Consider the following 26,181-nt stretch of genomic DNA (forward strand, 5'->3'; position numbering starts at 1 on the left):
TCGCGGGTTCACCCACGTGTGGGCCACTCGGCCTCCGCACAGGGACCTGAGGCCTCTCCTGTCCCAAGTACACGGCCTCGACACTGAGTTCGTGACTTTGAAGGAGGCCGAGATGCCCCGCACCATCACCGCAGGCCTGGACGGATCCCCGGAGAGCCTGACCGCCGCCGACTGGGCAGCCAGGGAAGCCCTGCTCCGGGACCTCCCGCTGCACTTGGTCCACGCCCTTGGGCGGCAGCCCTACGCGCCCCCGGGCGGGACATCCCAGCCGACCCTGAGCCCGGACGAGCAGTTTCGCTGGGCGGACCGCATGCTTCGCCAGGCCGAAGCGACGATCGCGCGGCGCCACCCGGGCCTGCGGATCACCACCGACCGTCTTACCGAAGAACCCGTCACCGCCTTGCTCGGCGCGGCTCGGAAAGCCGACCTATTGGTGCTGGGCTCTCGAGGCCTGGGCGGTATAGCCGGATTCCTGGTCGATTCCGTCGCCCAGGCGGTCGTGGCGGGCAGCCGGTGGCCTGTCGTCCTCGTGCGGGGTGGCCTGCGTTCCGAGGACGAACACCAGCCTGGTGCCGTTGGGTCCGGGGACATGGCGTTCCGGGACGTCGTCCTGGGCCTCAACTCTGCGGCTCCGAACGACACCGTGATCGGATTCGCCTTCGAAGCAGCCTCGCAGCGTGCCACGAGGTTGCGTGTCGTCCACGGTCGGAGCCCGGAACTGCCCTACTACGACAACGGCGGCGACCTCCACGCCGAACTGCACGACGAACTCACCAGCGAGATGCACCGTGCCCTGTCCGAGGCGCTGGAGCCCTGGCGGGACAAGTTCCCCGGCGTCGAGGTGACAGAGCAGGCCGTGATCGGCAAGGCCGGCTCCCACCTCGTGGAGGCATCGCGCGACGCGTCCCTCGTCGTGATCGGCCGCCGCCGGCGCCGGACGCCGATCGGCACGGTGATCGGCCCGGTCGCCCATGCGGTGCTGCACCACGCCACCGCACCGGTCGCGGTGGTCCCCCACGATTGACAGGTTGCCGGGCGAGCCCGAGCCCGTATCCCACTGAAGGCGGCGTGAGAACCCTCCCGTTCTCACGCCGCCCTCGGTCGGAATCGACACCGCGATCAGGCCGGATCGCGCTCCTCGTCCGCAGTGAGCCGGACCCCGGTGATCAGGTCGGGACGGATGCGTACGGCATAGTCCATGGCCTGGTTCACCCAGGGGCTGAGCAGTTCCTCGTAGCGGGCCAGCTCATGCGAGTCGGTCACCAGGTGGGCGTAGCCGGTGACCACGACGCTCCAGCCGAGGTGGGTGTCGGGGTCTATGGAGTCGGCCTCATATGCCACCACGACGCCTTGGCCGTCGGCCTGCCCGGCGCGTGCGGTCAGTGCCGCGCCCTCGTGGGTGCGGATGACGATGTCGCCATTGTCCAGGACGTGGTTGACCGGGCGGACGGTGGGCAGTGCCTGGCGGGTGAAGACGATCCTGCCGAAGGAGACGCTGCCCAGCAGCCGCAGGGCTTCGTCGCTGTCCAGCTCTCTGCTCCGGCGCGGCCCGGTCGGGACAGTCTGCGTGGTGTCAGTGGTCATGGGGTGGCTTCCGTGCGGTTTCGTTGCTCACTGCGGTGTGTCTTCGGTCGGCGCGGCCAGGCGGATGCGTGGTCTGCCACCGTGGCGACGGGCGGTGCGCCGGTAGGGCATGTGCGACGTCCCTTCGAGGCCTGCGCGGCTGCCTGTCCGCGGCGTAGCCGGTCGGGCGGCCGCGGGCAGGCTCGATCAGGTCATTGGAACGGCCTCGGGGCTCCTCACGCCAGGGCCGTTCGGCCCTTGTCCGTGTCCGGCCGCCCCGGTTCGTCGCCGTAGTAGGCCATGCGCATGATCTCCTGCATGTCGTCGAGCATCGGCATGCGGGGGTTCGCCGGCGCGCACTGGTCCTCGTACGCGTTCAATGCCTGTCGGGGCAGGGCGTCGAGGAAGGCGCGCTCGTCGACGCCGAGGGCCTGGAAGGACGGTTCGATGTCCACGGCGTCGCGTAGTCGCTCCACCGCGCGGGCCAGTGCCTCCACGCCCTCCTGCGCGGTGGCGGCGGGCAGGCCGAGGGCGCGGGCGATGTCCTGGAAGCGTTCGGGGGCGCGGTAGTGCTCGTACTTGGGCCACCCGGTCAGCTTGGTCGGCACGGTGCCGTTGTAACGAATCACGTGCGGCAGCAGGACCGCGTTGGTGCGGCCGTGGGCGATGTGGAAGGTGGCGCCGAGGGTGTGGGACATGGCGTGGACGATGCCGAGGAAGGCGTTGCCGAAGGCCATGCCCGCGATGGTGCCCGCGTTGTGCATCCTCTCCCGCGCGTCGGGTCGGCCACCGCGGTCGTTCACCGCCGCCTCGATGTTGTCGAAGACCAGCCGGATCGCGTGCAGGGCCAGGCCGTCGGTGAAGTCGTTGGCGTAGACGGACACGTACGCCTCTATGGCGTGGGTGAGGGCGTCGAAGCCGCTGTCGGCCGCCAGCGCCGGAGGAAGGTCCGCGGTGAGCAGCGGGTCGACGATGGCCACGCTCGGGGTGAGCGCGTAGTCGGCGAGCGGGTACTTCTTGCCGCTCGCGGGATCGGAGATCACCGCGAAGGGGGTGACCTCCGCGCCGGTGCCGGACGTGGTGGGCACGCACACCAGGCGCGCGCGGGCACCGAGGATCGGGAAGCGGAAGGCGCGCTTGCGGATGTCGGAGAACTTCTGCCGCATGTCGGTGAAGTCGATGTCCGGGTGCTCGTACAGCAGCCACATCACCTTGGCGGCGTCCATAGGCGAGCCGCCACCGAGCGCGATGATCGTGTCCGGGCGGAAGTCCCGCATGAGCTGGGCGCCGCGCTGGACTGAGTCGATGCTCGGCTCGGGTTCGACGTTGTCGATGATCTGGAGGGTGACCGGCTCGTGACGGCGTTGCAGGACGCGGCTGACGCGGTCGACGAAGCCGAGGCGGGTCATGGTGGCGTCGGTGACGACCGTGACGCGATGGACGTCCGGCATGGAGGACAGGTAACGCAGGGACTGCGGCTCGAAGTAGATCTTCGGCGGCACCTTGAACCACTGCGGGTTGTTGCGGCGCGCGCTGACCCGCTTGATGTTCAGCAGCTGGACGGCGGAGACGTTGTTGGACACCGAGGTGTGCCCCCACGAGCCGCAGCCCAGGGTGAGCGACGGCAGCAGGCTGTTGTAGATGCCGCCGATGGCACCCTGCGACGACGGGGCGTTGACGATGATCCGTACGGTCTTCATGCGCCGGCCGTACGCCTCCGCCAGCGCCTGGTCCTCGGTGTGGATGACCGCGGTGTGGCCCTGGCCGTGGAAGGCGACCATGTCGGCGGCGAGGTCGAAGCCCTGCTGCTCGGAGTCGGCGCGCAGCACGGCGAGCACCGGGCAGAGCTTCTCGCGGGTCAGCGGCTCGTCCGGGCCCACCCGTTCGGCCTCGACCAGGATCAGTGAGGTGTCGCCCGGGACGGTGAAGCCTGCCTGCTCGGCGATCCATGCCGGACTCCGACCGACGGCTCCAGCGTTGACCTTGGACTCACAGCCCGCGCTGGTGCGGCCGGCTGGGAACAGGAAGGCTTCCAGCCTCGCCTTCTCCTCGGCGGTCGCCAGGTGGGCGTGCAGAGTGCGGAACTCGGCAAGGGCCGCGTCGTATATCCCGTCGTCCAGGATGACGGCCTGCTCGGAGGCGCAGATCATGCCGTTGTCGAACGACTTGGACAGCACCAGGTCGTTGACGGCCCGGCGTAGCTTCGCGCTCTTGTGCACGTAAGCCGGCACGTTGCCCGCACCGACGCCCAGCGCGGGCTTGCCCGCCGAGTAGGCGGCCCTGACCATCGCGTTGCCGCCGGTGGCGAGGATCAGCGAGACGCCGGGGTGGCGCATCAGGATGCCGGTCGCCTCCACCGATGGCGTCTCGATCCACTGCACGCAGTGCTCCGGCGCGCCGGCGGCGACTGCCACGTCCCGTACGATCCGGGCCGCCGCCGTACTGCACCGCTGGGCCGAGGGGTGGAAGGCGAACACGATCGGGTTGCGCGTCTTCAGCGCCATCAGGGCCTTGAAGACGGTGGTGGACGTCGGGTTGGTGACCGGCGTGACCGCGCAGACCACGCCGACCGGCTCGGCCACCTCGATCATGTCCTCGATGTCGTCGCGGGCGATGACGCCGACGGTCTTCATCGGGCCCATGCTGTGCGTGACGTGCTCGCACGCGAACATGTTCTTGGCCGCCTTGTCCTCGAAGACCCCGCGCCCTGTCTCCTCCACGGCGAGGCGGGCCAGCGCGGTGTGCTGGTCCAGGGCGGCGACCGAGGCCTTCTTGACGATGTGGTCGACCTGCTCCTGGGTGAGGGCGTCGTAGTCGGCGAGCGCCTTGAGTCCGTTCGTGACCAGCTGGTCCACGGCGATGGTGATGTCGGACGGCGCGTCGGCAGCTGCTGTTGCCTGGATTCCGGCCTGATGACGGGTCATTGGGGGAGCGCCTCCGTTGACGAGAGCCGTCGGCGGTGGCCGACGGTGTGCGGACGGGAGCGGCACCGCGGGGGATTCGGTGCCGCTCACGCCTCCACTCTCGTCCCGCCTGTTCCCGACTCCCAGGTGCCGATGGTCCCTTCCGAAGGCTGACCGGCACTGGTCCGGCCCTACGCGAAGGAGGGCGACTGCCCCGTAGTGGAGGATCGTGAAGGCACTACTCCCGGCCGCTGCCGGCACGGCCGCCGCGCCACGGGGGCGGAGTGGCCGACCTGCGGGCCTCCTCCTTGCGGTGCAGGACCCGGTTCATCCGGCTGCGCAGCCGGTCCTGCAGCCGGTCCGCCAGTTCGTGTCCCGTGGCCTCCTGAGCATGCACGACCACGAGGGCGTTCCCCACGACGAGCTCGGCCCCGGCGGACCAGGGCCGCTCGGCGTGATGTGCCACCGCCCTGGTGACCCTCACCGCACCGCTCACGGCTGGAATGCCGGGCCGGCCGAGGACCGCGTCGACCTTCTCCCGGAGGTATGCGACGGCTTCCTCGTCCACCTCTCCTTCCACGCGCACCTCCACGGCGGCGGTGCTGGTGACCTGGGTGCTGGTGTCCTTGGCAGTCATGTGCTCCGCTCCTTCTGATCGTTTCGCAGCGGCTCCAGACTTCTGCGGGCACCGGTCCTGGCCCAGGGCTGTCGGGCCCCGGTAGTGGGGCCATTGGACCTTCACTCTGAGGGGTGGCGAGTTCGCCGTGCAAATGTCGGGTTCATTGCAGTTAGCCGTTTCGCACAGTGGTGGCAGCGATGTCTCAAGGCCGACGGACACTAGGTGCGAAGAACAGGGCCGACCGGCCCTGGCCCTTCGGCCCCGTGCGGGAAAAGATCTCGACACTGAGGGCCGATTCCGTCCACGAGCGGACATCGGTACGCAACGCGGAACCAGGGAGCAGTTTGATGGCGGACAGCGAGCAGCCCGGCGCCGGCGACCCGATCCGGGTCTTCCTGATGGACGACCACGAGGTGGTACGGCGCGGAGTGCGCGACCTGCTGGACGACGAGCCGGACATCGAGGTGATCGGCGAGGCCGGCACGGCGGAGCAGGCACTGGTGCGGGTACCCGCGTTGCGCCCGCAGGTGGCAGTGCTGGACGTCCGTCTTCCCGACGGCGACGGCGTGACCGTGTGCCGGGAACTGCGCTCACGCATGCCCGAGCTCGCCTGCCTCATGCTGACCTCGTTCGACGACGAGGAGGCACTGCTCGACTCGATCATGGCGGGCGCGTCCGGTTACGTCCTGAAGCAGATCCAGGGCTCGGACCTGGTGTCCGCCGTACGCACCGTGGCCGCCGGCCAGTCCCTGCTGGACGCCAGTGCCACCGCCAAGCTGATGGCCCGGCTGCGTGGCGGCCAGCAGGAGGAGCAGCAGCCCGACGGACTGCAAGGCCTGACCGAGCGGGAGCGGGAGATCCTGGCCCTGATCGGTGAGGGACTGACCAACCGCCAGATCGGCCAGCGGTTGTACCTGGCCGAGAAGACGGTGAAGAACCACATTTCCCGCCTGCTGGCCAAGCTCGGCGTCGAGCGCCGTATCCAGGCTGCCGTCATCGCCACCCAGGTCCAGGACCGTCAGCGGCAGGAAGGGCACTGAAATCCCGGAACCGGCGCGGATGAGAACGAATCGCCGGGCAACGTGCTGAGCGCCCGGCTTGTCGCCTCCTCCACCACCAGGGACCACTCCGTCTTGCCGGTCAGGCCGGAGACAGGTTCTCGCCGCCGTTCGCGGGGGCGGCCGTCGGCTCCGCAGGGCCCTCGGAGCGCGTCAGCTCGAACTCGACGTCGACCACGCCCTCGACGGCCCGGACCAGGTGCGCGGCCACCGGGACCAGGGATGTGTCCCGGGCATGGCCGGTGAGCTTCACGACACCGTTCCGTACCTCCACCCGCACAGCTGACACCGGCGCAGGGAAGAGATACGCCACGACCTCCCGCCGCACCTCCTCGGCGATCTCATCGTCGTCCCGCAGGAACACCTTCAGCAGGTCGGCGCGGCTGACGATGCCCTGCAGCATGCCCACGTGGTCGACGACGGGCAGGCGCTTGACCTTGGCGTGCGCCATGGTCCGTGCGGCCTGGGCGAGTGTCGCGTCCGCGTGGACGGTGAGGGCGGGGGAGGTCATGAGGTCCTCGGCGGTGAGGCCTCCGGCCTTGGCCAGATCGTCGAGACGGCGCAGCTGGGTCGCCCGGTCGGGGTCGCTGTCGCGGAACTCCTCCTTGGGCAGCAGGTCGGCCTCGGAGACGACGCCGACCACGCGGCCCTCGCCCTCCAGGACGGGCAGGGCGCTGACCTTCCAGTCCTGCATGAGCTGCACGATCTCCTTGAAGGCGGCCCGTCGGCCGACGGCGGCGACCGTGTGGGACATGACGTCACTGACGATGTGCGGGGTGCTGTACACAGGGACTCCTTCATCGGGTCGGCCCGCTCACACGGCGCTTGCGGCGCCGTAGGGGGCGTAGAGGTCCAGCAGCCGGGTCCTGGTGGTGCGCAGGCGGTGGGCCAGTACCTCGCCGGCCCACCGGGTGACGGCCTGGCCGAGTGCCGGGTCGTCCTGGCAGAGGGAGCGCACGGCCGTGGCGTCGAACTCGTAGGCTCGTACCGGGGTCGCCGCTGTGGCGCCCAGATGCCACACGTACGGTGCGAACAGCCAGGACACGCCGACGAGTTCGTGGTGGCCGAGAGTCTCGATGATCGCGTGGCGTCGGCCGGGTACGTGTGTGTCGAGATCGACGGAGCCGGTGCGGATGATCCAGAACCGGTCCGCGCGCGCACCTTCGTTGAAGATGCGCGTGCCCTGAGGGAAGGTCACTTCCCGGGCGAGACGCACGAGCCGTTGCCGGTGCTGAGTGGGCAGTGCGCGCAGCATGCTCGGAGTGTTCATGGCCGGCCTCCCGGTCAGGGGTGTACGAAGCTGGTACTTCCAGCGTGTGGCGCCGACTCGGGCCGGGCGAGGGGCCATTGGGTCCGGAGCGGGGCCGTCCGGCCCCGAGACAGAGGGCAGCGAAAACGGCCGCCGCCCCCGTGTCGGTGGGGCGGCGGCCGTGGCGCGAGGGTCGTGCCTCCCCTGCACGAGACTCGCGCGGAAGCCCTCGCGGCTCCTGGGGCGTGCGGGAGAACCAACCCCATCTCGAACGAGCCGTAAGGACATGGCACGTCCGGCCGGTCGGCAGCGTGTCTGCTGCAACCGGCCGCATCTCCTGCGTTCGATTGTGGAGCCCGGCACGGAGCCGGTGATGGGGCTGGGCGGGCCATGCTGTGGACCGAACGGCCCCTGTCCTGTGACCAGGAGCACCGGGGAGCGGACGAGTTGGGCTGTCCAGGCCCACGGCAGCGGGACCATCGGGGTCGCGCGTGGGCCGTGTGGCCGCTGACCGTGCGCGGCTGAGGGGCAGAAGGATCAGTCGCGGATCGACTCACCCACACCGGTCCGTAAGGAGCCTGAGCCATGCCCAGAACCACAGGAGACGGAGAGGGGACGGCGCCCACAGCGGCGCTCGGCCTTCCCGCCGCATCCGCTCTCGTCATCGGCAGCATCATCGGTACCGGAGTCTTCGCGCTGCCCTCCGCCCTTGCCCCGTACGGGCCCATCTCCCTCGTCGCGTTCATCGCCGTCACCCTCGGCGCGCTCGCGCTGGCTTTGACCTTCGGGGCGCTGTCCAAGCGCGTTCGGGCGAGCGGTGGTCCGTACGTCTACGCTCGCGAGGCCTTCGGGGAGTTCGCCGGGTTCCTCAACGCGTGGTCGTACTGGATCACGGCCTGGGCCGGCAACGCGGCCATCGTCGTGGCCTGGGTCGGCTACGTCGAGGTGTTCGTGAACACCGGGCACGACAAGTGGATTTCGGTGCTGCTCGCGCTGGTCGGGCTGTGGATTCCCGCCGCGGTCAACCTCACCGGCATCCGGAACATGGGCGCGTTCCAGGTGATCACGACCGTGCTGAAGTTCGTCCCGCTGATCTTCATGGCCACCGTCGGGCTGTTGTTCATCGACTCGCGCAACTTCGGGCCGTTCAACGCCAGTGGCCAGTCGGCACTGGGCGCGATCTCGGCCGCCGGTGCCATCGCCCTGTTCAGCTACCTGGGTCTGGAAGCGGCCTCTGTCGTCGCCGGCCGGGTCCGTGAGCCGGAGCGCAACGTTCCCCGCGCCACCGTCTACGGGACTCTCGTCTGCGCCGTCATCTACATCCTGGGCACCCTCGCCGTCCTCGGTACCGTCGAACACGGCAAGCTGAGCGGCTCGACCGCGCCGTTCACCGACGCCGCGAACAACATCTTCGGCGGCAGCTGGGCCGGAGACATCGTCGCCGTCGCCGCGATCATCTCCGGCATCGGCGCCCTGAACGGCTGGACCATGCTGTGCGCGGAGATGCCGTACGCGGCCGCCCGCGACGGCCTCTTCCCGCAGGCCTTCGCCCGGCTGCGCGGCGAGAGCGGCGTCCCCGCCTTCGGCATCGTCGCCTCGACCGTGCTGGCCTCGCTGATCACCGTGTTCAGCTACACCCGCTTCGACGACGTCTTCACCAAGATCGTGCTGCTCAGCGTGCTGACCGCCGTGATCCCGTATCTCTTCTCCGCCGCCGCCCAGCTGTACTGGCTCCTGGTCCGCGGCCGGGACAGTCTCAGCCCCCGCAGGCTCGCCCGTGACATCACCGTGGCCGCGCTCGCCCTCGTCTTCTCGTACTGGTCGATCCAGGGAAGCGGCTACCAGACCGTCTACTACGGCCTGTTCGTGCTGCTGCTCGGCGTCCCCGTCTACGTCTGGCTGAAGCGGGGCCAGGAGACCTTCGGCGAGGCCACGGCGCCGAGGACCGCGGCGACCGTGGACCGGTCGGAACGCGCACCCGAGACGCCCCCGCCGGCCCAGCGGCTCTCCCGAGGGCTCCGTGCCAGCCGCATCAGCGGAGCCCGGAAGCGCAACGACTTCCGCCACCACGACTGACCGCCCCCAACACAGAGGAACCTCCGCGATGAACACCTTCCACGTCGACTCCGAGGTCGGCCCACTGCGCCAGGTCATCCTGCACCGCCCCGGCCTCGAACTCTCCCGGCTCACCCCGCGCAACGTCGACGCCCTCCTCTTCGACGACATCCTGTGGGCCAAGCGCGCCCGCGAGGAGCACGACGCCTTCGCCCAGGTCCTGCGCGACCACGGCGCCCGCGTCCACTACTTGGCCGACCTGCTGGCGCAGACCCTGGACGTCGCAGAGGCCCGCGACTGGCTCCTGGACCGGGTCGTCACTCCCGGCACCGTGGGCACGGCCCTCATCGACCCGGTGCGCGAACTGTGTGCCGAACTCGACGGGGAGACGCTCGCCGGCTATCTGACCGGCGGACTCCTCAAGAGCGATCTGCCGCTCGCCACCCCGCACAGCCTGGTGTGGAACACGCTCGGCCCCGACGACTTCGCCCTCACCCCACTGCCCAACCACCTCTTCCCGCGGGACAACTCCTGCTGGGTGTACGACCAGGTGTCGGTCAACCCGATGGCCAAGCCCGCCCGGCGACGCGAGAGCCTGCACGCCGAGGCCATCTACCGGTTCCACCCGATGTTCGCCGGCGTCGCGCCCGCCCCTCTCCTCGACGGACCTGTCGGCACCCTCGAAGGCGGGGACGTGCACGTCCTCGGCAACGGCGCCGTCATGGTCGGGATGGGGGAGCGCACCACGGCCCAGGCCGTGGAGAACCTGGCCGCCCGGCTCTTCGCGACCGGCACGGCGAGCAGGCTGATCGCCGTCCAACTGCCCGCAGCCCGCGCGTACATGCACCTGGACACCGTGCTGACCATGGTCGACCGCGACGCCTTCGTCATCTACCCCGGCCTCGCCGACTCCCTGCGCTCCTGGACACTGCGGCCCAGCTCCGAGCGCGAGACCGGTTTCGACGTCACCGCGAACTCCGATCTCGCGACCGCGCTCGCCGAGGGCCTCGACCTGGACAAGGTCCGGATGCTCTCGGCTCCCCAGGACATCCGCAACGCCGAGCGTGAGCAGTGGGACGACGGCAGCAACTTCCTCGCCCTCGCACCCGGCGTGGTCGTCGGCTACGAGCGCAACGTCACCACCAACACCTACCTGCGCAAGCAGGGCATCGAGATCGTCACGATCGCAGGCGCCGAACTCGGCCGCGGCCGGGGCGGCCCCCGCTGCATGAGCTGCCCCGTCGAACGCGCCCCGATCGCCTGACGCCATAAGGACACCCACCATGACCCTCGACCTGCGTGGCCGCTCCTACCTGAGCGAACTCGACTTCACCGCCCCCGAGATCCACCACCTCCTCGATCTCGCCCACGACCTCAAGGCGGCCAAGCGCGCCGGCACCGAACAGCCACGGCTGACCGGCAAGCACATCGCCCTGATCTTCGAGAAGACCTCGACCCGCACCCGCTGCGCCTTCGAGGTCGCCGCTGCCGACCAGGGCGCCCGCACCACCTACCTCGGCCCCGGCGACACCCACGTCGGCCACAAGGAGTCGATCGCCGACACCGCACGCGTCCTCGGCCGCATGTTCGACGGCATCGAGTACCGGGGCTCCGCCCAGTCGATCGTCACCGAACTCGCCGCCCACGCCGGCGTCCCCGTCTACAACGGGCTGACCGACACCGCCCACCCCACCCAGAGCCTGTGCGACATGCTCACGATGCGGGAGCACAGCACCAAGCCGCTCACGGACGTCAGCTACTGCTACCTGGGCGACGCCCGCAACAACATGGGCAACTCCCTGCTGTCCATGGGCGCGCTGCTCGGCATGGACGTGCGCATTGCCGCGCCCCAGGCGCTGTGGCCGGAAACCGCGCTGGTCGCCACATGCCGTGAAGTGGCCGGCCGAAGCGGGGCGCGCATCACCCTGACCGAGGACGTCGAGACCGCCGTACACGGCGCCGACTTCCTGCACACCGACGTCTGGGTCTCCATGGGCGAACCGGCCGACACGTGGCGAGAACGGATCGAGCTGCTGCTCCCGTACCAGGTCAACGACAAGACGCTCGCCCTCACCGGCAACCCGGACGTGAAGTTCATGCACTGCCTCCCCTCCCTGCACGACCACCGGACCCGGCTCGGCCAGGAACTGTTCGAGGCCTACGGCCTGGACGGGCTCGAGGCCACCGACGAGGTCTTCTCCTCGCCCGCCTCGATCGTCTTCGACCAGGCGGAGAACCGCCTGCACACCATCAAGGCCGTACTCGTCGCCACCCTGGAGGACTGAACCATGCGTATCGTCGTCGCCCTCGGCGGCAACGCCCTGCTGCACCGCGGGGAACGCCCCGACGCCGCCGTCCAGCAGGCCAACGTCGACCGCGTCGCCACCGCCTTGGCCCAACTCGCCCACGAGCACGAACTGGTCATCACCCACGGCAACGGCCCGCAGATCGGGCTGCTCGCCATGGAGAGCGAGGCCGACCCCGCGCTCAGCGCCCCCTACCCGTTGGACCTGCTCGGCGCCCAGACGGAGGGCATGATCGGTTCCCTGCTCACCCGTGCCCTGCACGACGCCCTGCCCGGGCACCGGATCGCCGCCCTCGTCACCCACACCCTCGTGCGGACCGACGATCCCGCCTTCGAACGGCCCACGAAGTTCGTCGGCCAGGTGTACTCCGCGCCGGTGGCCAAGGCACTCGCCCGCAAGCGGGGCTGGCACATCGCCCGGGACACCACCGGCTGGCGGCGCGTCGTCGCCTCACCCGCACCCGAACGCATCCTGGAGACCGACACCATCCACGAACTCCTGAACAGCGGGACCCTGGTGATCTGTGCCGGCGGAGGCGGGGTCCCCGTCACCGCCGACCGCGACACCGGCGCACTGTCCGGGGTGGAGGCCGTCATCGACAAGGACCTCACCGCAGCCCTGCTCGCCGAGGACCTCAAGGCCGACTTCCTGCTCATCCTCACCGACGTCCCCTACGTCTACGACGGCTACGGCACCGGCGACCAGCATCCGCTGCTCGACGCCACCCCCCGGGACCTGCGGCGCGGTGGCTTCCCGGCCGGCTCGATGGGCCCCAAGACCGAGGCTGCTGCCCGGTTCGTCGAGCACACCGGCGGTCTGGCCGCGATCGGTGCCCTGGACGCGGCCTACGAGATCGTCCACGGCAGGTCGGGCACACTGATCCGGCCGGACCTCACGGTCGGGTGACAGAGGGGTGTGGCCGGTCCCGCTCCGTGCCGCGTGTCCAGGACCGGTTCCTATCGCTCGCCATTCCACTCGCGGTAGGCGGCCACCGCGGTGGGCAGCGTGGGGAAGACGAGATCCGTGCCCACGGAGTCCGCCAGGCCGTACGCCTTCAAGTCGTCCAGCAGGTCCTGCTTGACCCGGGCCAGGGCGAACACAGTGCCGCGGTGGCCGAGTTCGCGGCGCAGCTCGTCGAGCGCGTCGAGCGCCGTGATGTCGACCTCGACGTTCGCCTCGGCGTTCAGCACGAACCAGCGGACTGGCACGATCTGTTGGTCGACGGCGGCCAGGGCCCGGTGCCGGAAGTCCTCCGCATGGGCGAAGAACAGCGGGGAGTCGTAGCGGTAGACCAGCAGGCCCGGGATCGTGCGGGCTTGCGGACAGTCATCGATGTCGTGCATGCCCGCCAACCCGGGCACCAGCCCTTGGACCGCGTCGTGCGGTCGCGCCACCCGCGTCAGCAGTTCGGCCACCGACAGGCCGACCGCCACGATCACCCCGTACAGGATGTCCAGAGCGAGTACGCCGGCCATGCAGCCGAGGGCGAGCAGGAGTTCGCGGCGGCGGAAGGAGGCCGGTCGGCGGAATCCGGTCAGGCCGATCGAGGCGGCGAGCGCGGTACGGCTGGCGCTGCTGCTGACCGGAAATCCGTGCAGGGCGCCCGCACCGAGGTTGGCCGCGCTCAGGGCCAGGAACTCCTGGTTGGCGTCCAGGCCGGGTTCGTCGTCGGTGCGCCCGGTGAAGGCGCGCGCGGTGAGGATGAAGTCGGTGTAGGAGACGATCAGGACGCCCAGTGCGGGCAGGATCGCCCACAACCCGGCCACGCCCGCGTACGCCGTCACGCCGGCCAGCAGGTCGCCTCTCAGCCACGAGCGCCGGTAACCGAGCAGGGCGTCGAGGCCGGGTACCAGCCGACGCCACCACGAGGACCGTCTGCCCGCGTCCTCAGCCATATGCCGCCCCTCCCTGCCTGGGCCCAGCATCCATGGCCCCGCGATCAACCGCGACACTCGCCCGGTGTTCAACCTGCCCGGTCCGCCACCTCCAGCCAACGGGCCTCGCATGCAGGGACGTTCAGCCCAACGGATGGAGACCTTCGGCATCCGGCGTGACGTCAGGCATCGGACGAGAGTGAGACACGTCAAGGAGAAGACGATTCATACATCCCCGAAGGGATCACCATCATGGCCGTGCACGAGCACCCTCACCGGAGCCCGGGCTTCCACCTGCCGGCCGCCTTCCACTGGCACCGGACCGGCTCCAAGTCCGCTGTGTCGGCACGTCTCGGTACGCACACCGCGCAGGCCCACGCACTCGCGTCCCTGCGCACCCTGACCGGGTCTTCCTCTGGGCGTTCCTGGACAAGACGTTCGGCCTGGGATACGCGACCGCCTCCGGCAAGGGCTGGATCGACGGCGGATCGCCGACGAAGGGCTTCCTCAACTCCGTCGCCGGGCCGATGAAGCCGACGTTCCACTCCTGGACCGTCGACACATGGGCGGACTGGCTGTTCATGCTGGGTCTGCTCGGCATCGGCCTGGCTGTGATGGCCGGTGTGGCGCTGTGGCCGGCCGCGGTGGCGGGCACAGCGATGATGGCGCTGATGTGGATGGCCGAGTGGCCGCCGGCCAGGCACCTGGCGAACGGCTCGCCGAGCATGTCGACGCATCCGTTCACCGACTACCACGTGATCTACGCTGTCGCGCTCATCGCCGTGGCGGCAGCGGGCGCGGGCGCCACCTGGGGCCTGGGCCCGCTGTGGGCGCGGCTGCCGATCGTCCGCGACCACACCTGGCTGCGCCGACCCGCACGCGGCGGGACGGACCTCGCCCCTGGCCCGTCCCGCCGGCCCGTGTGCGGGGCCCATGGTCCCCGCTGAAGGACCAGCGGCCCCTGCCCCGCCCATCCCCCGAACACGACGCTGGAATCGGGCCCCTCGGGTCCCGGTTCAGGAGGTGGAGAACATGCCCCGCACCATCATGGTGGGTCTCGACGGCTCGCCCGAGAGCCGCGCCGCCGCGGAATGGGCGGCCCGCGAGGCGAAACTGCGCGGACTGCCGGTGAAGCTCGTCCAGGTATGGGAGCCCGTCCCGGAGCCCATGGTCCAGGCCCCGCTCCTCGGTGCCGAGACGCACCAGCACTGGACCGAGAGAATCCCCCGCGAGTCCGCCGAGGGTCTGCGACTGCGCCACCCCGGAGTCGAGGTGAGTACCGAGCATCTCACCGGACGCCCCGCCGAAGCCCTGGTCGACGCGGCGAAGGACGCCGACATGCTCGTCCTCGGCTCACGCCGCCTGGGCGGCGTCGGCGGCTTCCTGGTCGGCTCGGTCGGTCTCGCGGTCGTGGCGCACACCGAGCGGCCCGTCGTCCTGGTCCACGCCGGCGAGCAGGCCGCGGACGAGCACGAGAGGGACCCCGCGGGCATCCCGTCCGCGGCCACAGGGTTCCGCCCCGTCGTCCTCGGGCTCGACGTCGCCCGCCCCGACGAGGCGCTGATCGGGTTCGCCTTCGAGGCCGCGGCGCGCCGCTCGGTGCCGCTGCGGGTCGTGCACGTCTGGAACCCGCCGCCCTACTACGCCTACGGCATGGCCCTGGAGCCCGCGGTCGAGCGGGAGATGGCGAAGGGCGACGCCACCATCCTGAGCGAGGTGCTGCGCCCCTGGCGGCAGAAGTACCCCGACGTCGAGGTCGTCGAGCAGTCGCAGTACGGCAGCCCCTCGCTCCTCCTGATCGAGGCCTCCCACGAGGCCTCCCTGGTCGTCGTCGGCCGCCGCATCCGCCGCTCCTCCGCCGGCGCCCACATCGGCACCGTCACCCACGCCGTCCTGCACCACTCCACCGCCCCCGTCGCCGTCGTCGCCCACGAGTGAGAGACCACCGACGCACCCCTCCAGAGGAGAGAACAGATCATGAAGGCAGCGGTCGTACGAGCCTTCGGCGAGCCCCTGGTCATCGAGGAGCGACCCGACCCCGAACCCGGCCCCGGTCAGGTCCGCATCCGCGTCGAGGCCTCCGGGCTGTGCCACACCGACATCCACGCAGCCCACGGCGACTGGCCCGTCAAGCCCACCCCACCCTTCGTCCCCGGCCACGAAGGCGTCGGCCTCGTCGAGAAGCTCGGCGAGGGTGTCACCCACCTGTCCATCGGGCAGCGCGTCGCGGTGCCGTGGCTCGGCAGGGCGTGCGGGCGGTGCGAGCACTGCCTGTCCGGCTGGGAGACGTTGTGCGAGCAGCAGATCAACACCGGGTACGGCTGCGACGGCGGCTACGCCGAGAAGATGCTGGCCCGGGCCGACTTCGCCCAGCCCGTGCCCGACGGCGTCACCCCGTTCGACGCCGCCCCACTGACCTGCGCCGGCGTCACCACGTACAAGGCCCTCAAGGTCGCCGACGTCCGCCCCACCCAACTCGTCGCGATCTCCGGCGTCGGCGGCCTCGGCCACCTCGCCCTGCAGTACGCCAAGATCGCCGGAGCCACCGTCGCGGCCATCGACGTCACCGACGACAAGCTCGAACTGGCCGCGCAACTCGGCGCCGACCTCGTCATCGACGCCCGCAAGCAGGACGTCGGCAAGGAGCTGAAGAAGCACGGCGGCGCCCACGCCGCGATCGCCCTTGCGGTAGACCCGGCCGCGTTCGAGGCGGTCAACTCCGGTCTGCGGCGAGGCGGAAAGCTCGTCATGGTGGCCCTGCCCGCTCACGGCACGATTCAAGTCCCGATCTTCGACACCGTCCTCAACGGCACCTCGGTGATCGGCTCGATCGTGGGCACGCGGCAGGACCTCGCCGAGGTCTTCCAGCTCCACGCCGCCGACCGGACCGAGGTCATCTACGAGACGCGCCCGCTGGCCTCCGTGAACGAGTCCATTGATGCCGTGCTGCGCGGTGACATCAAGGCTCGGATCGTCTTCGACCTGGACGCTGGAAGGTGAGCACGATGGAACTGCCCCTGGTCGTCGGCGTCGACGGCTCCGAGCCGAGCCTGCGCGCCGTCGACTGGGCGGCCGACGAAGCCGCCCTGCGCGATCTGCCGCTGCGGCTGGTGTACGCCTCGCTCTGGGAACGGTACGAAGGCACCTCACTCGCCGACGGTCTCGGCAAGCCCTCCGAACAGGTGATGGCCGAGGACATCGTCGAGACCGCCGCACGCCGGGTCCGCACCCGCCGACCCGGCGTGAAGGTCACCATCGACGTGCTGCCCGAGGAACCCGAGTACGCGCTGGTACGGGAAAGCCGCACCGCCGCTGCCATGGTCCTGGGCTCTCGGGGCCGCAGCAGCCTGGCCGAGGCGCTCCTCGGCTCCGTCAGCGTCACGGTGGCCGGCCACGCGCACTGCCCCGTCATCGTGCTGCGCGGCAGCCACGACAACCGGGCCGTACCCGGCAGGCACGGCCGCATCGTCGTGGGCGTGGGCGAGAAACCGGGGGACGCGGCTGCGATGCGCTTCGCAGCCGAGGAGGCACGGCGCCGAGGTCTGCCGCTGGAAGCCGTGCGGGCCTGGCGCTGCCCCGCGCACGAGACGACCGACCACCCCCTGCTGGCCGGTGAACCGGCCCGACTGCACGAGGAGCGGGCCGCGGAGATGCTGGACGTGGCACTGCGGGACGTCCCGGCTGATGTGGAGGTGCATCCGCACGCCGTCGAGGGACACGCCCGTCAGGTGCTGCTCGACGCCTCGGCCGACGCCGACCTGCTCGTGGTCGGGGCCCGGCGCCGCGAGGGCCCTCATGGCCTCCAACTCGGCCGTGTCGCCCACGCGGTGCTGCACCACGCCGTCTGCCCCGTCGCCGTCGTCCCCCAGCGGGCGTGAACGAGGTGACCGGCTGTTCAGAGGCGCGCCGCGTGATCGGGCACGTAGGTCTGCAGATCACGCGGCGGGCGCTCGTAGCCGGTCGACGGCGGCCGATGCGGAAGCTCCAGCACCGGCGGCGACACCTCGTGATACGGGACCGAGTTCAGCAGGTGGGCCATCACCTCGTCCTTGGCCCGCGAGTAGGCCTCCCAACGGGTGATCGACTGCAGGTCCATCGGCGACAGCTTCCAACGGCGCAGCGGATCCTCCAGGCGGCGCCGGAACCGCTCCTGCTGCTCGGTGTAGCAGGATCCCGACCTCCACCAGCATCCGCTCGAAGATCGGGCACCGCCGCAGGAAGAGCCGCCCCTCCGCCCGCACCCACTCCGGCAACTTGACCACCTCGGTCTGCGGACGCAGTAGTTCCTTCTCATACACCTGGCGCGGCAGCTTCGCCGCCTTCTTACCGGCCATGCCGCCTCCACCACCGACGACTCACTGGGGCACTCACGACCCACGGCACGTCCCCGACTGTAAAGGAGCTCCTCACCATGACCGTACGTGTCGGCATCAACGGCTTCGGCCGCATCGGCCGCACCTATCTCCGCGCGGCACTCGACCGCGCGGAGGCGGGCACCCAGGACGTCCACGTCGTCGCGATCAACGACATCGCCCCGCCCGCCACCCTCGCCCACCTCCTGGAGTACGACTCGACGTTCGGGCACATCGGACGCGATGTCATCTACGACGACAGCTCGATCACCGTCGACGGTCGGCGTATCGCCGTCACCGCCGAGCGCGACCCGGCCGCCCTGCACTGGTCCGACTACGGAGCCGACATCGTCATCGAGTCCACCGGATGCTTCCGCGACCGCGACGCCGCGGCCCTGCACCTGAAGGCAGGCGCCCACACCGTCCTGCTCTCGGCGCCAGGCAAGGGCGTGGACGCCACCCTCGTCATGGGTGTCAACGACGACACCTACGACCGGCACCGTGACCGGATCATCTCGGCTGCCTCCTGCACCACCAACTGCCTCGCGCCGATGGCCAAGGTGCTCGACGAGAACTTCGGCATCGACTGCGGCCTGCTGACCACCGTCCACGGCTACACCAACGACCAGTCGCTGCTCGACGGCCCGCACAAGGATCTGCGCCGCGCCCGCTCGGCGGCACTGAGCATCATCCCGACCAGCACGGGTGCCGCCCGCGCCGTCGGCCTCGTACTGCCGGAGCTGGCCGGTGCGCTGGACGGGATCGCCGTCCGGGTGCCCGTGGAGGACGGTTCCCTCACCGACCTCACGGTGGTACTGAACCGCGAGGCCACGGCGGACGAGATCAACGCCGCCTTCGCCGCGGCGGCCGAGGGCCCGCTGAACGGCATCCTGCGCGTCTCGACGGCACCCATCGTCTCCCGAGACGTCATCGGAGACCCGGCCTCGTGCATCTTCGATGCCGCGCTCACCCAGGCGGGCGGCACCCTCGCCAAGGTCTTCGGCTGGTACGACAACGAATGGGGCTACACCAACCGGCTGCTGGACCTGACGGAGCTGGTCGCCGACTGACGGCAGGGGAAGCCCGCAGACGCCGACGGCGGCTCCTACAGCTTGAGGCTGAACCAGGTCGTCTTCCCGTGGTCCATTGGCCGTACGCCCCAGTCGTCGGCGAGGGCACGAACGAGCAGCAGGCCGCGCCCGGACTCCTCGTCCTCCGCCGCGAGGCGCGGTTGCGGCAGGTGGGGGCTGCGGTCGCTGATCTCCACGGTGAGATCGGTGTCGGTGCGGCACACGTGCACCCCGATGGGGCCCTGGGCGTGCTGCACGGCGTTGGTGAGGACCTCGGAAAGCAGCAGCAGGGCGTCATCCGTCGTGTCCGCGCAGTCCCATGTGCTCAGTGCCTTGCCGAGGAACTCGCGGCCCGCCGGCACGGATTCGGGCGTGGCGAGCAGGTCGGTGGTGGCCGTGGCCAGTGGAGCCGCGGGCAGCTGGGTCAGCAGCAGCGTGACGTCGTCGTGGCCGTCCGCGTCGGGCAGCAGCGTCGACAGGACGTGGTCGGCGGCGGTCTCCAGGTCGGGCACCGTGGTCGGCAGCTCGTCCAGGGTGGCGACGAGCTGGGTGAGCTTGTCCTCGATGTCGGTGCCGGGGGTCTCTATCAGGCCGTCGGTGTAGAGCACGAGGGTGGCGCCGGGCTCGATGGTGTCGCAGCACTGTTCGTAGATCACGCCACCGACGCCGAGGGGGGCGTTCACGGGTGCCGGGAGCGGCCGGGTGCGTGCACCGGGGACGGCGACGAGAACCGGCAAGTGGCCCGCGGAACACACGGTCACCTCTCCGGCGTCGGCGGCGATGACCAGATAACAGCAGGTGACCAGCTGGTCGGGGACATCGAGATCGGCGACGACGGTGTCCATCGCCTGCATCAGTTGCCGTGGCTGGAGCCCGGTCTTGGCCAACGCGTGTGCCGCAGAACGAAGTTGTCCCATGACGGCCGCGGCCTCGAGACCGCGGCCCATCACATCGCCGATCAGCACGCCCACTCGGCCGGCGCCCAGTGGGATCAGGTCGAACCAGTCACCGCCGACACCGGCTCCCTGGGTCGCGGGCTGGTAGCGGCTGGCGGTGGCGAGGCCGGGGATGGCGGGCGGCGTGCCCATCAGGCTGCGCTGCAGGGTCAGGGCGATGTGCCGCTGCTGCTCGTACAGTTCCGTCAACTCGGCCTCGGCGCGCTTGCGGTCGCTGATGTCCCGCACGATCGCGCACGCCCCGACGACCGCGCCGTCCGCCGCCCGGGTCGGCCACAGGGTGACGTCGACGTCCAGCAGCTTCCCGGAGCGGGTGAGCCGCAACGTCTCGAAGTGTTCGACCTTCTCGCCCTGGCGCAGCCGCTCCAGGAGCGCGGTGATCTCGTGGTTCCTCGCGGAGGGTGCCAGCATGGACACGTGCCGGCCCAGGACCTCGTCCGCAGTGAACCCGTACAGCCGCTGCGCGGCGGCGTTCCAGTAGGTGATGTGGCCGTCCAGGGTCTTCGCGAGGATGGCGTCCTGCGATGACTCGACCAGCCCGGCGAGCTCGTTGATGCGCTCCTCGGCGGCTTTGCGTTCGCTGACGTCGCGTACGGCGGCGGAGACGAGGAGGCCGTCGGTGGTTTCCAGGGGGCTGAGGCTGATTTCGACGGGGAACTCGGTGCCGTCTTTGCGTAGTCCGTAGAGGTCGAGTCCGGCGCCCATGGGGCGGACCTGCTGGTTGTGTGCGTAGCCGTTGCGGTGGGCGGTGTGGTGGGTGCGGAAGCGGTGGGGGACGAGGAGCTCGACGGGGTGGCCGAGGAGTTCTTCGCGCTGGTAGCCGAAGAGGGCTTCGGTCTGGGCGTTGACGAGGCGGATGGTGCCGGTGTCGTCGACGATGACCATGGCGTCCGGCGCCGCTTCCAGCAGCCCCCTGAACCTCTCCTCGGCGGCTTTGCGTTCGCTGACGTCGCGTACGGCGGCGGAGACGAGGAGGCCGTCGGTGGTTTCCAGGGGGCTGAGGCTGATTTCGACGGGGAACTCGGTGCCGTCTTTGCGTAGTCCGTAGAGGTCGAGTCCGGCGCCCATGGGGCGGACCTGCTGGTTGTGTGCGTAGCCGTTGCGGTGGGCGGTGTGGTGGGTGCGGAAGCGGTGGGGGACGAGGAGCTCGACGGGGTGGCCGAGGAGTTCTTCGCGCTGGTAGCCGAAGAGGGCTTCGGTCTGGGCGTTGACGAGGCGGATGGTGCCGGTGTCGTCGACGATGACCATGGCGTCCGGCGCCGCTTCCAGCAGCCCCCTGAACCTCTCCTCGGCGGCGCCCGGAACGCCACCGGGGGCCCGGGCGCCGCACCGGCACGTGCCAGGTTCCACCGTGCAGGCGGGATCAGATGGTGCTGTTTCGATCAAGTCGTTCATTCTCGTCCTCGCCCCCCAGGCTCACGTTGAGACAGGTCATCCCAACGCAAACCACACAGTTCTGCCATGACAAGTCGTGTAGTGGCCCCCAGTGCCCGAACTTGTGCGCACACGACGACCGCGGTGACCGTTCCTTGGCGGCGTCCGTCCGGTCACATCCCTGCCAAACCGGCGATCCACGGACACGCACCCCGGGGAAGAAGGGCCGACCGGCCCTCGGAGGACCTCCACACAGCCCATGGGATCCCGTCGTGATCCGTCTGATGCTCGAACCGTCGAGAGGCTTGGAGGAGATCCCTGATGTCGGACGCCGTGCTCAACCGCCCCCCGGTTCACGCCCTGCTCGCGGATGGCACCACCGTGTGCATCCGGCCTGTGACCCCGGCCGACCACGACCAGGTGCAGGGGCTCTACGAGGAGATGTCCCCGGAGAACCTCCGTCTCCGGTTCTTCTCGATGAGCCCCCGGTCCGCCGCTCTGGCCGCCGACCGGGCCTGCGCCCCGGCGCACCCCGGCTACCGGGCCCTGCTGGCCGAGACGCACGGTCAGGTGATCGGACTCGCCGAGTACGACACGGCGGGTGGGCAGGACGAGGCCGAGATCTCCATCGCCGTCTGCGACGGTCTGCACCACCGTGGAGTGGGCACCCTGCTCGTCGAGCACCTGGTCTCCGCCGCCCGGGCCGACGGCATCACCACCTTCACCGCCGACGCGCTCAGCGAGAACCGCGAGATACTCCGGCTCTTCGCCGACCTCGGCCTGCGCACCGCCCGCCACTTCGAGGGGCCCGAGGTGCGCTGCACCATCCGGCTCGACGCGGACGACGCCTATCTGTCGGCTGTGGAGGCCCGGGGGCGGGCCGCCGACGTGGCCAGCCTCGAGCCGCTGCTGTGCCCGAACGTGGTCGCTGTTGTCGGCGCCGGACGCAAACCCGGCTCGGTCGGCCGGGTGATCCTGCACCACCTGAAGGAGGGCGGTTACACCCGCCGCCTGTTCGCCGTGAACCCGAGTGTCAACCACATCCTCGGCGTGCCGTCGTACCCGTCCGTGAGCGCGCTGCCGAAGCCCCCCGACCTGGTGGTCGTGGCTGTCCCGGCCACAGTGGTCCCGGTCGCGGCCGAGGAGTGCGGCAGGGCCGGCGTCCGGGCGCTGCTCGTCGTCACCGCCGGCCTCGACGCCGGCCAGGCGCAGGCGCTGCTGACCACCTGCCGCACCCACGGCATGCGCCTGGTGGGACCCAACTGCCTCGGCATCTCCAACACCGACCCCGACCTGCGCCTGGACGCCACCTTCGCCGCCGACCACCCCCGCCCCGGTACCGCTGGCGTCGCCGTGCAGTCCGGCGGGGTCGGCATCGCCCTGCTCGACGGGCTGTCCCGGCTCGGCATCGGCGTCTCGTCCTTCGCCTCCCTCGGCGACAAGTACGACGTCAGCGGCAACGACATGCTCCAGTGGTGGGAGAGCGACGGCCGCACCGAACTCGCCCTGCTGCACCTGGAGTCCTTCGGCAGCCCCCGCGCGTTCTCCCGCACGGCCCGCCGCGTCACCCGCCGCATGCCGGTGCTGACCGTCGACGCGGGCCGTACCGAGGCGGGCCGCCGGGCCGCCGCCTCCCACACCGCGGCCGCCGCCACCCGCACCGTGACCCGGCAGGCACTGTTCACCCAGGCCGGCATCACCGCCACCCGCTCCGTCGGCGAACTCCTCGAAACCGCCGCCCTGATGCACTCCCAGCCGCTCCCCGCGGGAACCCGCGTCGCGATCGTCACCAACGCGGGCGGCGCGGGCGTCCTCGCCGCCGACGCCTGCACAGAGGCGGGACTGGCCCTGCCGCCGCTGCCCGCTGAAGTCGTCGACGACCTGCTCGCCGTGCTCCCGCAGGGTGCGGCGGTCGGCAACCCCGTAGACGCCAGCGCAATCGTCACGGAGGAACAGCTCGCGGACTGCCTGGACCGGCTGACGCACCACCCGGGCATCGACGCCGTACTGGTGGCTCTCGTACCCACGGCGGTCGCCGCCGCGACCGGTGACGACCTCGTCCGGGCACTCACCGACGCCTCCGCGCACCGGGCCAAGCCGGTTGCCGCCATACGCCTCGAACAGGGCCTGCCGGTCAAGCTGCTGCCCGCCGACGCGGGCACCATCCCCTCATACGCCGAACCTCAGGCGGCGGCACGTGCGCTGGCTCACGCCGCACGCCGCGCGGCCTGGCTCGCCCGGCCCGTGGGCACGGTCCCGGAACTCGACGGCATCGACACCACCCGTGCCCAGGAGATCACTGACACCTTCCTGGCCGCGCATCCGGACGGCGGCTGGCTCGACCCGCGCACCTGTGCCGACCTGCTGGCCTGCTATGGCATCCCGCAGATCCCGTGGGCGTGGGCGGAGACCGAGGACGATGCCGTCCTCGCGGCCCAGCGGCTGCGCGGTCCGGACGGCCGGCTGGTGATGAAGGCCCACTGGCCGGGACTGGTCCACAAGAGCGAGCAGCGGGCCGTGCACCTCGACCTCCAGGGCGATGCCCAAGTCCGGGCCGCCTTCCGGGACTTCGGGACCCGGTTCGCGGGGCTGCTCACCGGTGTGGTCGTACAGCCGCTCGCCGCGCGCGGCACCGAACTGTTCGCGGGCGTCGTCCAGGACGAGGTCTTCGGCCCGCTCGTACTGTTCGGGCTCGGCGGCACCGCGACCGAGGTCCTCGGCGACCACACCGCCCGACTCGCCCCGCTCACCGACCACGACGTGCACGACCTGATCACCGCGCCGCGTTGCGCGCCGCTGCTGTGCGGAGCGCCCGGCAGCGGGCCGGCCGACCTCGAAGGGCTGGAGCAGCTGCTCCTGCGCCTGTCCCGGATGGCGGCCGACCTGCCGCAGCTCGCCGAGGTCGACTTCAACCCCGTGCTCGCGACCACGGCCGATGTCTCCGTGCTCGACGCGCGGGTGCGGCTGGTGCCACGCAGGCCGCAGGACTCCTATCTGCGCCGACTCCGTTGAGTCTCCACCGAGGAGGAACCAGTGATGAAGCACAACAAGGTCGGCTCTGTGATGGCCACGGACGTCGTCCGCGCCTCGTACGGCACCCCCTTCAAGGAAGTGGCGCGGCTGCTCGCCCACCACAGGATCAGCGGACTGCCGGTCGTGGACGAGGACGAGAACGTCATCGGCGTCATCTCCGAGACCGACTTGATGGCCCGCCAGGCCGAAATACCCGACCCGTACGAGCCGAAGCGCCGCTTCCGGGCGATGGCGTTGACACGTGACGGAAGGCGAAGGGCCGCGAAGGCGGCGGCCCGCACCGCCGGCCAGCTGATGACCGAACCGCCCGTCACCGTGCGCGCCGAGGACACCATCGTCGAGGCCGCGCGGATCATGGCCCAGCGGCGCGTGGAGCGGCTGCCGGTCGTGGACGAGGAGGACCGGCTCGTCGGCATCGTCACCCGCCGGGACCTGCTCCAGGTCTTCCTCCGGCCGGACACGGAGATCCGCGACGAGGTGGTCGAGGACGTCCTTGTCCGCGCGCTGTGGCTGCCGCCGCAGAGCGTCGACGTCTCCGTGGTGGAGGGTGTGGTCACGCTCGCCGGCCGCATGGAGCGCAAGAGTGAGACGGAGATCGCCGTCTGCATGACCAAGCAGATCGACGGCGTGGTCGCGGTGGTCGACAACCTCACCTACCGCCTGGACGACAGCCACGTGCAGCCTGCCGAACAGGCCCCGCACGGCGTTGCCGATGACTGGCTGCGCAAACTGTGAGGGGAGGCGGACCGCCATGACCGGCAAGGTCCTGGTCGCGTACGGGACGACGAACGGATCGACCGCGCAGATCGCCGAGGCGGTCGCCCAGGTGCTGGGCGAGGAGGGGCTGACGGCAGAGGCACGGCCTGCACCATCGGTGGCGAGCATCGAGATGTACGACGCTGTGGTGGTCGGGGCGCACTGTACGCCGGCCGCTGGCACAAAGACGCGCGCCGCTTCGTCCGCCGCCACCGCCGGGCCCTGGGCGACCGTCCGCTGTGGTTCTTCAGCAGCGGGCCGCTGGACGTTCCAGCCTCGGAGCGGAACATCCCGCCCGTGTCCGGCGTGCGGCGCGTCATGGACCGGCTCGGCGTCAGGGAGCACGTCACCTTCGGCGGCTGCCTGGAGGAGGGTGCGAGCGGAAGAGTCGCACGGACGATCCTTCGCAACGGCAAGGGCGGTGACTTCCGCGACTTTCCCGCCATCGAGGCCTGGGCGGAGCGGGTCGCAGAGGAACTGACGGCTGCTTAGGCCGTCATTTCCTCGCCTTGGCCTGCCCAGGTTCACGGCACGATGGCGATCGGACATCGGGCTTCGCGCAACAAGGCTTGCAGGAAGTCCGGGTGGCACGGTCCTCCTCGGGAACACCGAAGGGCAACCCGGCGGCCCAGGAGGGAAGTTCCCAGGCGTGTACGGCGTGCAGCCGTACACCCCGGGCCTGGGCGGCGTCGAAGGCGAAGTCGATGGCCCGCTCCGCCGGGTGACGGGCGTCCATCCCGAGGGTGACCTGTGTGGCCGGGCGTGCCGGAGCTGTGACGGGGGCGATGGCGTCCGGTATGAGGACCACGGGGCACGCGGAGACGGCCATGAGGGCGAGTGGCCGTGCTCGTTGCCAGGCCGGACTACGGCCTGTCCCGTTGGCGCAGGCAATGATGACTCGGCTCACGACGATCGCCTTCCTGGCACACAGGTGACCCGCTCTCACTCCTCCTACCGTGCCGACGGCCCCAGGACCGGCGCAGGGGCCGAATGGACCTGCGAGAGCCCTTGCG

19 protein-coding genes and 4 pseudogenes are annotated in these 26,181 nt (G+C 70.5%); 14 read left to right on the forward strand and 9 right to left on the reverse strand.

Going from position 1 to position 26,181, the window contains the following annotated elements:
• The first annotated feature begins 112 nt into the window (after window positions 1-112).
• Window positions 113-1,024, forward strand: a complete 912-nt coding sequence (locus ACWC94_RS32860; protein WP_450800947.1) for a universal stress protein — start codon at window positions 113-115, stop codon at window positions 1,022-1,024.
• Between the two features lie 95 nt (window positions 1,025-1,119).
• On the opposite strand, the gene ACWC94_RS32865 is transcribed toward ACWC94_RS32860, so the two are convergent.
• The 3 genes from ACWC94_RS32865 to ACWC94_RS32875 form a co-directional block, all read right to left on the reverse strand.
• Window positions 1,120-1,584 (reverse strand): pyridoxamine 5'-phosphate oxidase family protein, encoded by a 465-nt coding sequence (locus ACWC94_RS32865; protein WP_450800948.1) that lies wholly within the window; start codon window positions 1,582-1,584, stop codon window positions 1,120-1,122.
• A 215-nt stretch (window positions 1,585-1,799) separates the two neighbouring features.
• Complete coding sequence (adhE, locus tag ACWC94_RS32870; RefSeq protein ID WP_450800949.1) at window positions 1,800-4,487, reverse strand: bifunctional acetaldehyde-CoA/alcohol dehydrogenase; 2,688 nt, start codon at window positions 4,485-4,487, stop codon at window positions 1,800-1,802.
• Between the two features lie 217 nt (window positions 4,488-4,704).
• Window positions 4,705-5,103 carry a hypothetical protein gene (locus ACWC94_RS32875; protein WP_450800950.1) on the reverse strand — a complete coding sequence of 133 codons (399 nt, stop codon included), beginning with the start codon at window positions 5,101-5,103 and terminating at the stop codon, window positions 4,705-4,707.
• Between the two features lie 329 nt (window positions 5,104-5,432).
• Between ACWC94_RS32875 and ACWC94_RS32880 the strand changes: the two genes are divergently transcribed.
• A complete protein-coding gene (locus tag ACWC94_RS32880) occupies window positions 5,433-6,125 on the forward strand; it encodes a response regulator (RefSeq protein ID WP_450800951.1) in 693 nt (230 codons plus the stop codon).
• Window positions 6,126-6,225: 100 nt separating this feature from the next.
• On the opposite strand, the gene ACWC94_RS32885 is transcribed toward ACWC94_RS32880, so the two are convergent.
• Both ACWC94_RS32885 and ACWC94_RS32890 read right to left on the reverse strand, forming a co-directional pair.
• Window positions 6,226-6,930 carry a CBS domain-containing protein gene (locus ACWC94_RS32885; protein ID WP_450800952.1) on the reverse strand — a complete coding sequence of 235 codons (705 nt, stop codon included), beginning with the start codon at window positions 6,928-6,930 and terminating at the stop codon, window positions 6,226-6,228.
• Between the two features lie 27 nt (window positions 6,931-6,957).
• On the reverse strand, window positions 6,958-7,413 hold the full coding sequence (locus ACWC94_RS32890) for a cyclic nucleotide-binding domain-containing protein (protein ID WP_450800953.1): 456 nt from the start codon (window positions 7,411-7,413) through the stop codon (window positions 6,958-6,960).
• A gap of 564 nt (window positions 7,414-7,977) precedes the next feature.
• On the opposite strand from ACWC94_RS32890, the gene ACWC94_RS32895 reads away from it, so the two are divergent.
• Genes ACWC94_RS32895 through ACWC94_RS32910 form a run of 4 tightly spaced genes read left to right on the forward strand, consistent with a single transcriptional unit; the run spans window position 7,978 to window position 12,659 of the window.
• Window positions 7,978-9,468: an APC family permease gene (locus ACWC94_RS32895; RefSeq protein ID WP_450800955.1), complete on the forward strand. Its 1,491-nt coding sequence runs from the start codon at window positions 7,978-7,980 to the stop codon at window positions 9,466-9,468.
• 28 nt (window positions 9,469-9,496) lie between these two features.
• Window positions 9,497-10,711, forward strand: coding sequence for an arginine deiminase (locus ACWC94_RS32900; protein WP_450800956.1), 1,215 nt, complete (start codon window positions 9,497-9,499; stop codon window positions 10,709-10,711).
• A gap of 19 nt (window positions 10,712-10,730) precedes the next feature.
• On the forward strand, window positions 10,731-11,732 hold the full coding sequence (argF, locus tag ACWC94_RS32905; protein ID WP_450800957.1) for an ornithine carbamoyltransferase: 1,002 nt from the start codon (window positions 10,731-10,733) through the stop codon (window positions 11,730-11,732).
• Between the two features lie 3 nt (window positions 11,733-11,735).
• Window positions 11,736-12,659, forward strand: coding sequence for a carbamate kinase (locus tag ACWC94_RS32910; RefSeq protein ID WP_450800958.1), 924 nt, complete (start codon window positions 11,736-11,738; stop codon window positions 12,657-12,659).
• A gap of 50 nt (window positions 12,660-12,709) precedes the next feature.
• On the opposite strand, the pseudogene ACWC94_RS32915 reads toward ACWC94_RS32910, so the two are convergent.
• A pseudogene (locus tag ACWC94_RS32915) lies at window positions 12,710-13,501 on the reverse strand (STAS domain-containing protein); the annotation flags it as partial.
• A gap of 378 nt (window positions 13,502-13,879) precedes the next feature.
• Here ACWC94_RS32915 and ACWC94_RS32920 point away from each other — a divergent pair.
• The 4 genes and pseudogenes from ACWC94_RS32920 to ACWC94_RS32935 all read left to right on the forward strand — a co-directional run.
• Window positions 13,880-14,496: pseudogene (locus tag ACWC94_RS32920) on the forward strand (hypothetical protein); the annotation flags it as partial.
• A gap of 163 nt (window positions 14,497-14,659) precedes the next feature.
• The gene (locus tag ACWC94_RS32925; protein WP_450800960.1) at window positions 14,660-15,565 is read left to right on the forward strand and encodes a universal stress protein; all 906 of its coding nucleotides are present in this window, start codon (window positions 14,660-14,662) and stop codon (window positions 15,563-15,565) included.
• Between the two features lie 39 nt (window positions 15,566-15,604).
• Window positions 15,605-16,627, forward strand: coding sequence for a zinc-dependent alcohol dehydrogenase (locus ACWC94_RS32930; RefSeq protein ID WP_450800961.1), 1,023 nt, complete (start codon window positions 15,605-15,607; stop codon window positions 16,625-16,627).
• A gap of 5 nt (window positions 16,628-16,632) precedes the next feature.
• Window positions 16,633-17,505 carry a universal stress protein gene (locus ACWC94_RS32935; RefSeq protein ID WP_450800963.1) on the forward strand — a complete coding sequence of 291 codons (873 nt, stop codon included), beginning with the start codon at window positions 16,633-16,635 and terminating at the stop codon, window positions 17,503-17,505.
• A 17-nt stretch (window positions 17,506-17,522) separates the two neighbouring features.
• On the opposite strand, the pseudogene ACWC94_RS32940 reads toward ACWC94_RS32935, so the two are convergent.
• Window positions 17,523-17,961: pseudogene (locus ACWC94_RS32940) on the reverse strand (hypothetical protein).
• Between the two features lie 77 nt (window positions 17,962-18,038).
• Between ACWC94_RS32940 and gap the strand changes: the two are divergent.
• Window positions 18,039-19,049, forward strand: coding sequence for a type I glyceraldehyde-3-phosphate dehydrogenase (gene gap / locus ACWC94_RS32945; protein WP_450800964.1), 1,011 nt, complete (start codon window positions 18,039-18,041; stop codon window positions 19,047-19,049).
• Between the two features lie 35 nt (window positions 19,050-19,084).
• On the opposite strand, the gene ACWC94_RS32950 is transcribed toward gap, so the two are convergent.
• On the reverse strand, window positions 19,085-21,400 hold the full coding sequence (locus ACWC94_RS32950; RefSeq protein WP_450800965.1) for a SpoIIE family protein phosphatase: 2,316 nt from the start codon (window positions 21,398-21,400) through the stop codon (window positions 19,085-19,087).
• Between the two features lie 300 nt (window positions 21,401-21,700).
• On the opposite strand from ACWC94_RS32950, the gene ACWC94_RS32955 reads away from it, so the two are divergent.
• The 3 genes and pseudogenes from ACWC94_RS32955 (at window position 21,701) to ACWC94_RS32965 (ending at window position 25,660) form a co-directional block, all read left to right on the forward strand.
• Window positions 21,701-24,391 carry a bifunctional acetate--CoA ligase family protein/GNAT family N-acetyltransferase gene (locus tag ACWC94_RS32955; RefSeq protein ID WP_450800966.1) on the forward strand — a complete coding sequence of 897 codons (2,691 nt, stop codon included), beginning with the start codon at window positions 21,701-21,703 and terminating at the stop codon, window positions 24,389-24,391.
• Between the two features lie 24 nt (window positions 24,392-24,415).
• The gene (locus ACWC94_RS32960) at window positions 24,416-25,147 is read left to right on the forward strand and encodes a CBS domain-containing protein (protein ID WP_450800967.1); all 732 of its coding nucleotides are present in this window, start codon (window positions 24,416-24,418) and stop codon (window positions 25,145-25,147) included.
• 16 nt (window positions 25,148-25,163) lie between these two features.
• Window positions 25,164-25,660: pseudogene (locus tag ACWC94_RS32965) on the forward strand (flavodoxin domain-containing protein).
• Between the two features lie 4 nt (window positions 25,661-25,664).
• Here ACWC94_RS32965 and ACWC94_RS32970 read toward each other — a convergent pair.
• Window positions 25,665-25,997: a universal stress protein gene (locus ACWC94_RS32970; protein ID WP_450800968.1), complete on the reverse strand. Its 333-nt coding sequence runs from the start codon at window positions 25,995-25,997 to the stop codon at window positions 25,665-25,667.
• Window positions 25,998-26,181 lie beyond the last annotated feature (184 nt).

Source organism: Streptomyces sp. NPDC001135, from assembly GCF_053598395.1.

What these genes read in the sequence shown, in the direction of transcription:
- ACWC94_RS32925 (WP_450800960.1), top strand. Translation starts at nt 14,660, where the DNA reads ATGCCCCGCACCATCATGGTGGGTCTCGACGGCTCGCCCGAGAGCCGC.
- ACWC94_RS32875 (WP_450800950.1), bottom strand. Translation starts at nt 5,103, where the DNA reads ATGACTGCCAAGGACACCAGCACCCAGGTCACCAGCACCGCCGCCGTG.
- ACWC94_RS32960 (WP_450800967.1), top strand. Translation starts at nt 24,416, where the DNA reads ATGAAGCACAACAAGGTCGGCTCTGTGATGGCCACGGACGTCGTCCGC.
- ACWC94_RS32970 (WP_450800968.1), bottom strand. Translation starts at nt 25,997, where the DNA reads ATGGCCGTCTCCGCGTGCCCCGTGGTCCTCATACCGGACGCCATCGCC.
- ACWC94_RS32895 (WP_450800955.1), top strand. Translation starts at nt 7,978, where the DNA reads ATGCCCAGAACCACAGGAGACGGAGAGGGGACGGCGCCCACAGCGGCG.
- adhE (WP_450800949.1), bottom strand. Translation starts at nt 4,487, where the DNA reads ATGACCCGTCATCAGGCCGGAATCCAGGCAACAGCAGCTGCCGACGCG.
- ACWC94_RS32930 (WP_450800961.1), top strand. Translation starts at nt 15,605, where the DNA reads ATGAAGGCAGCGGTCGTACGAGCCTTCGGCGAGCCCCTGGTCATCGAG.
- ACWC94_RS32955 (WP_450800966.1), top strand. Translation starts at nt 21,701, where the DNA reads ATGTCGGACGCCGTGCTCAACCGCCCCCCGGTTCACGCCCTGCTCGCG.
- ACWC94_RS32890 (WP_450800953.1), bottom strand. Translation starts at nt 7,413, where the DNA reads ATGAACACTCCGAGCATGCTGCGCGCACTGCCCACTCAGCACCGGCAA.
- gap (WP_450800964.1), top strand. Translation starts at nt 18,039, where the DNA reads ATGACCGTACGTGTCGGCATCAACGGCTTCGGCCGCATCGGCCGCACC.
- ACWC94_RS32860 (WP_450800947.1), top strand. Translation starts at nt 113, where the DNA reads ATGCCCCGCACCATCACCGCAGGCCTGGACGGATCCCCGGAGAGCCTG.
- ACWC94_RS32865 (WP_450800948.1), bottom strand. Translation starts at nt 1,584, where the DNA reads ATGACCACTGACACCACGCAGACTGTCCCGACCGGGCCGCGCCGGAGC.
- ACWC94_RS32900 (WP_450800956.1), top strand. Translation starts at nt 9,497, where the DNA reads ATGAACACCTTCCACGTCGACTCCGAGGTCGGCCCACTGCGCCAGGTC.
- ACWC94_RS32935 (WP_450800963.1), top strand. Translation starts at nt 16,633, where the DNA reads ATGGAACTGCCCCTGGTCGTCGGCGTCGACGGCTCCGAGCCGAGCCTG.
- ACWC94_RS32950 (WP_450800965.1), bottom strand. Translation starts at nt 21,400, where the DNA reads ATGAACGACTTGATCGAAACAGCACCATCTGATCCCGCCTGCACGGTG.
- argF (WP_450800957.1), top strand. Translation starts at nt 10,731, where the DNA reads ATGACCCTCGACCTGCGTGGCCGCTCCTACCTGAGCGAACTCGACTTC.
- ACWC94_RS32880 (WP_450800951.1), top strand. Translation starts at nt 5,433, where the DNA reads ATGGCGGACAGCGAGCAGCCCGGCGCCGGCGACCCGATCCGGGTCTTC.
- ACWC94_RS32910 (WP_450800958.1), top strand. Translation starts at nt 11,736, where the DNA reads ATGCGTATCGTCGTCGCCCTCGGCGGCAACGCCCTGCTGCACCGCGGG.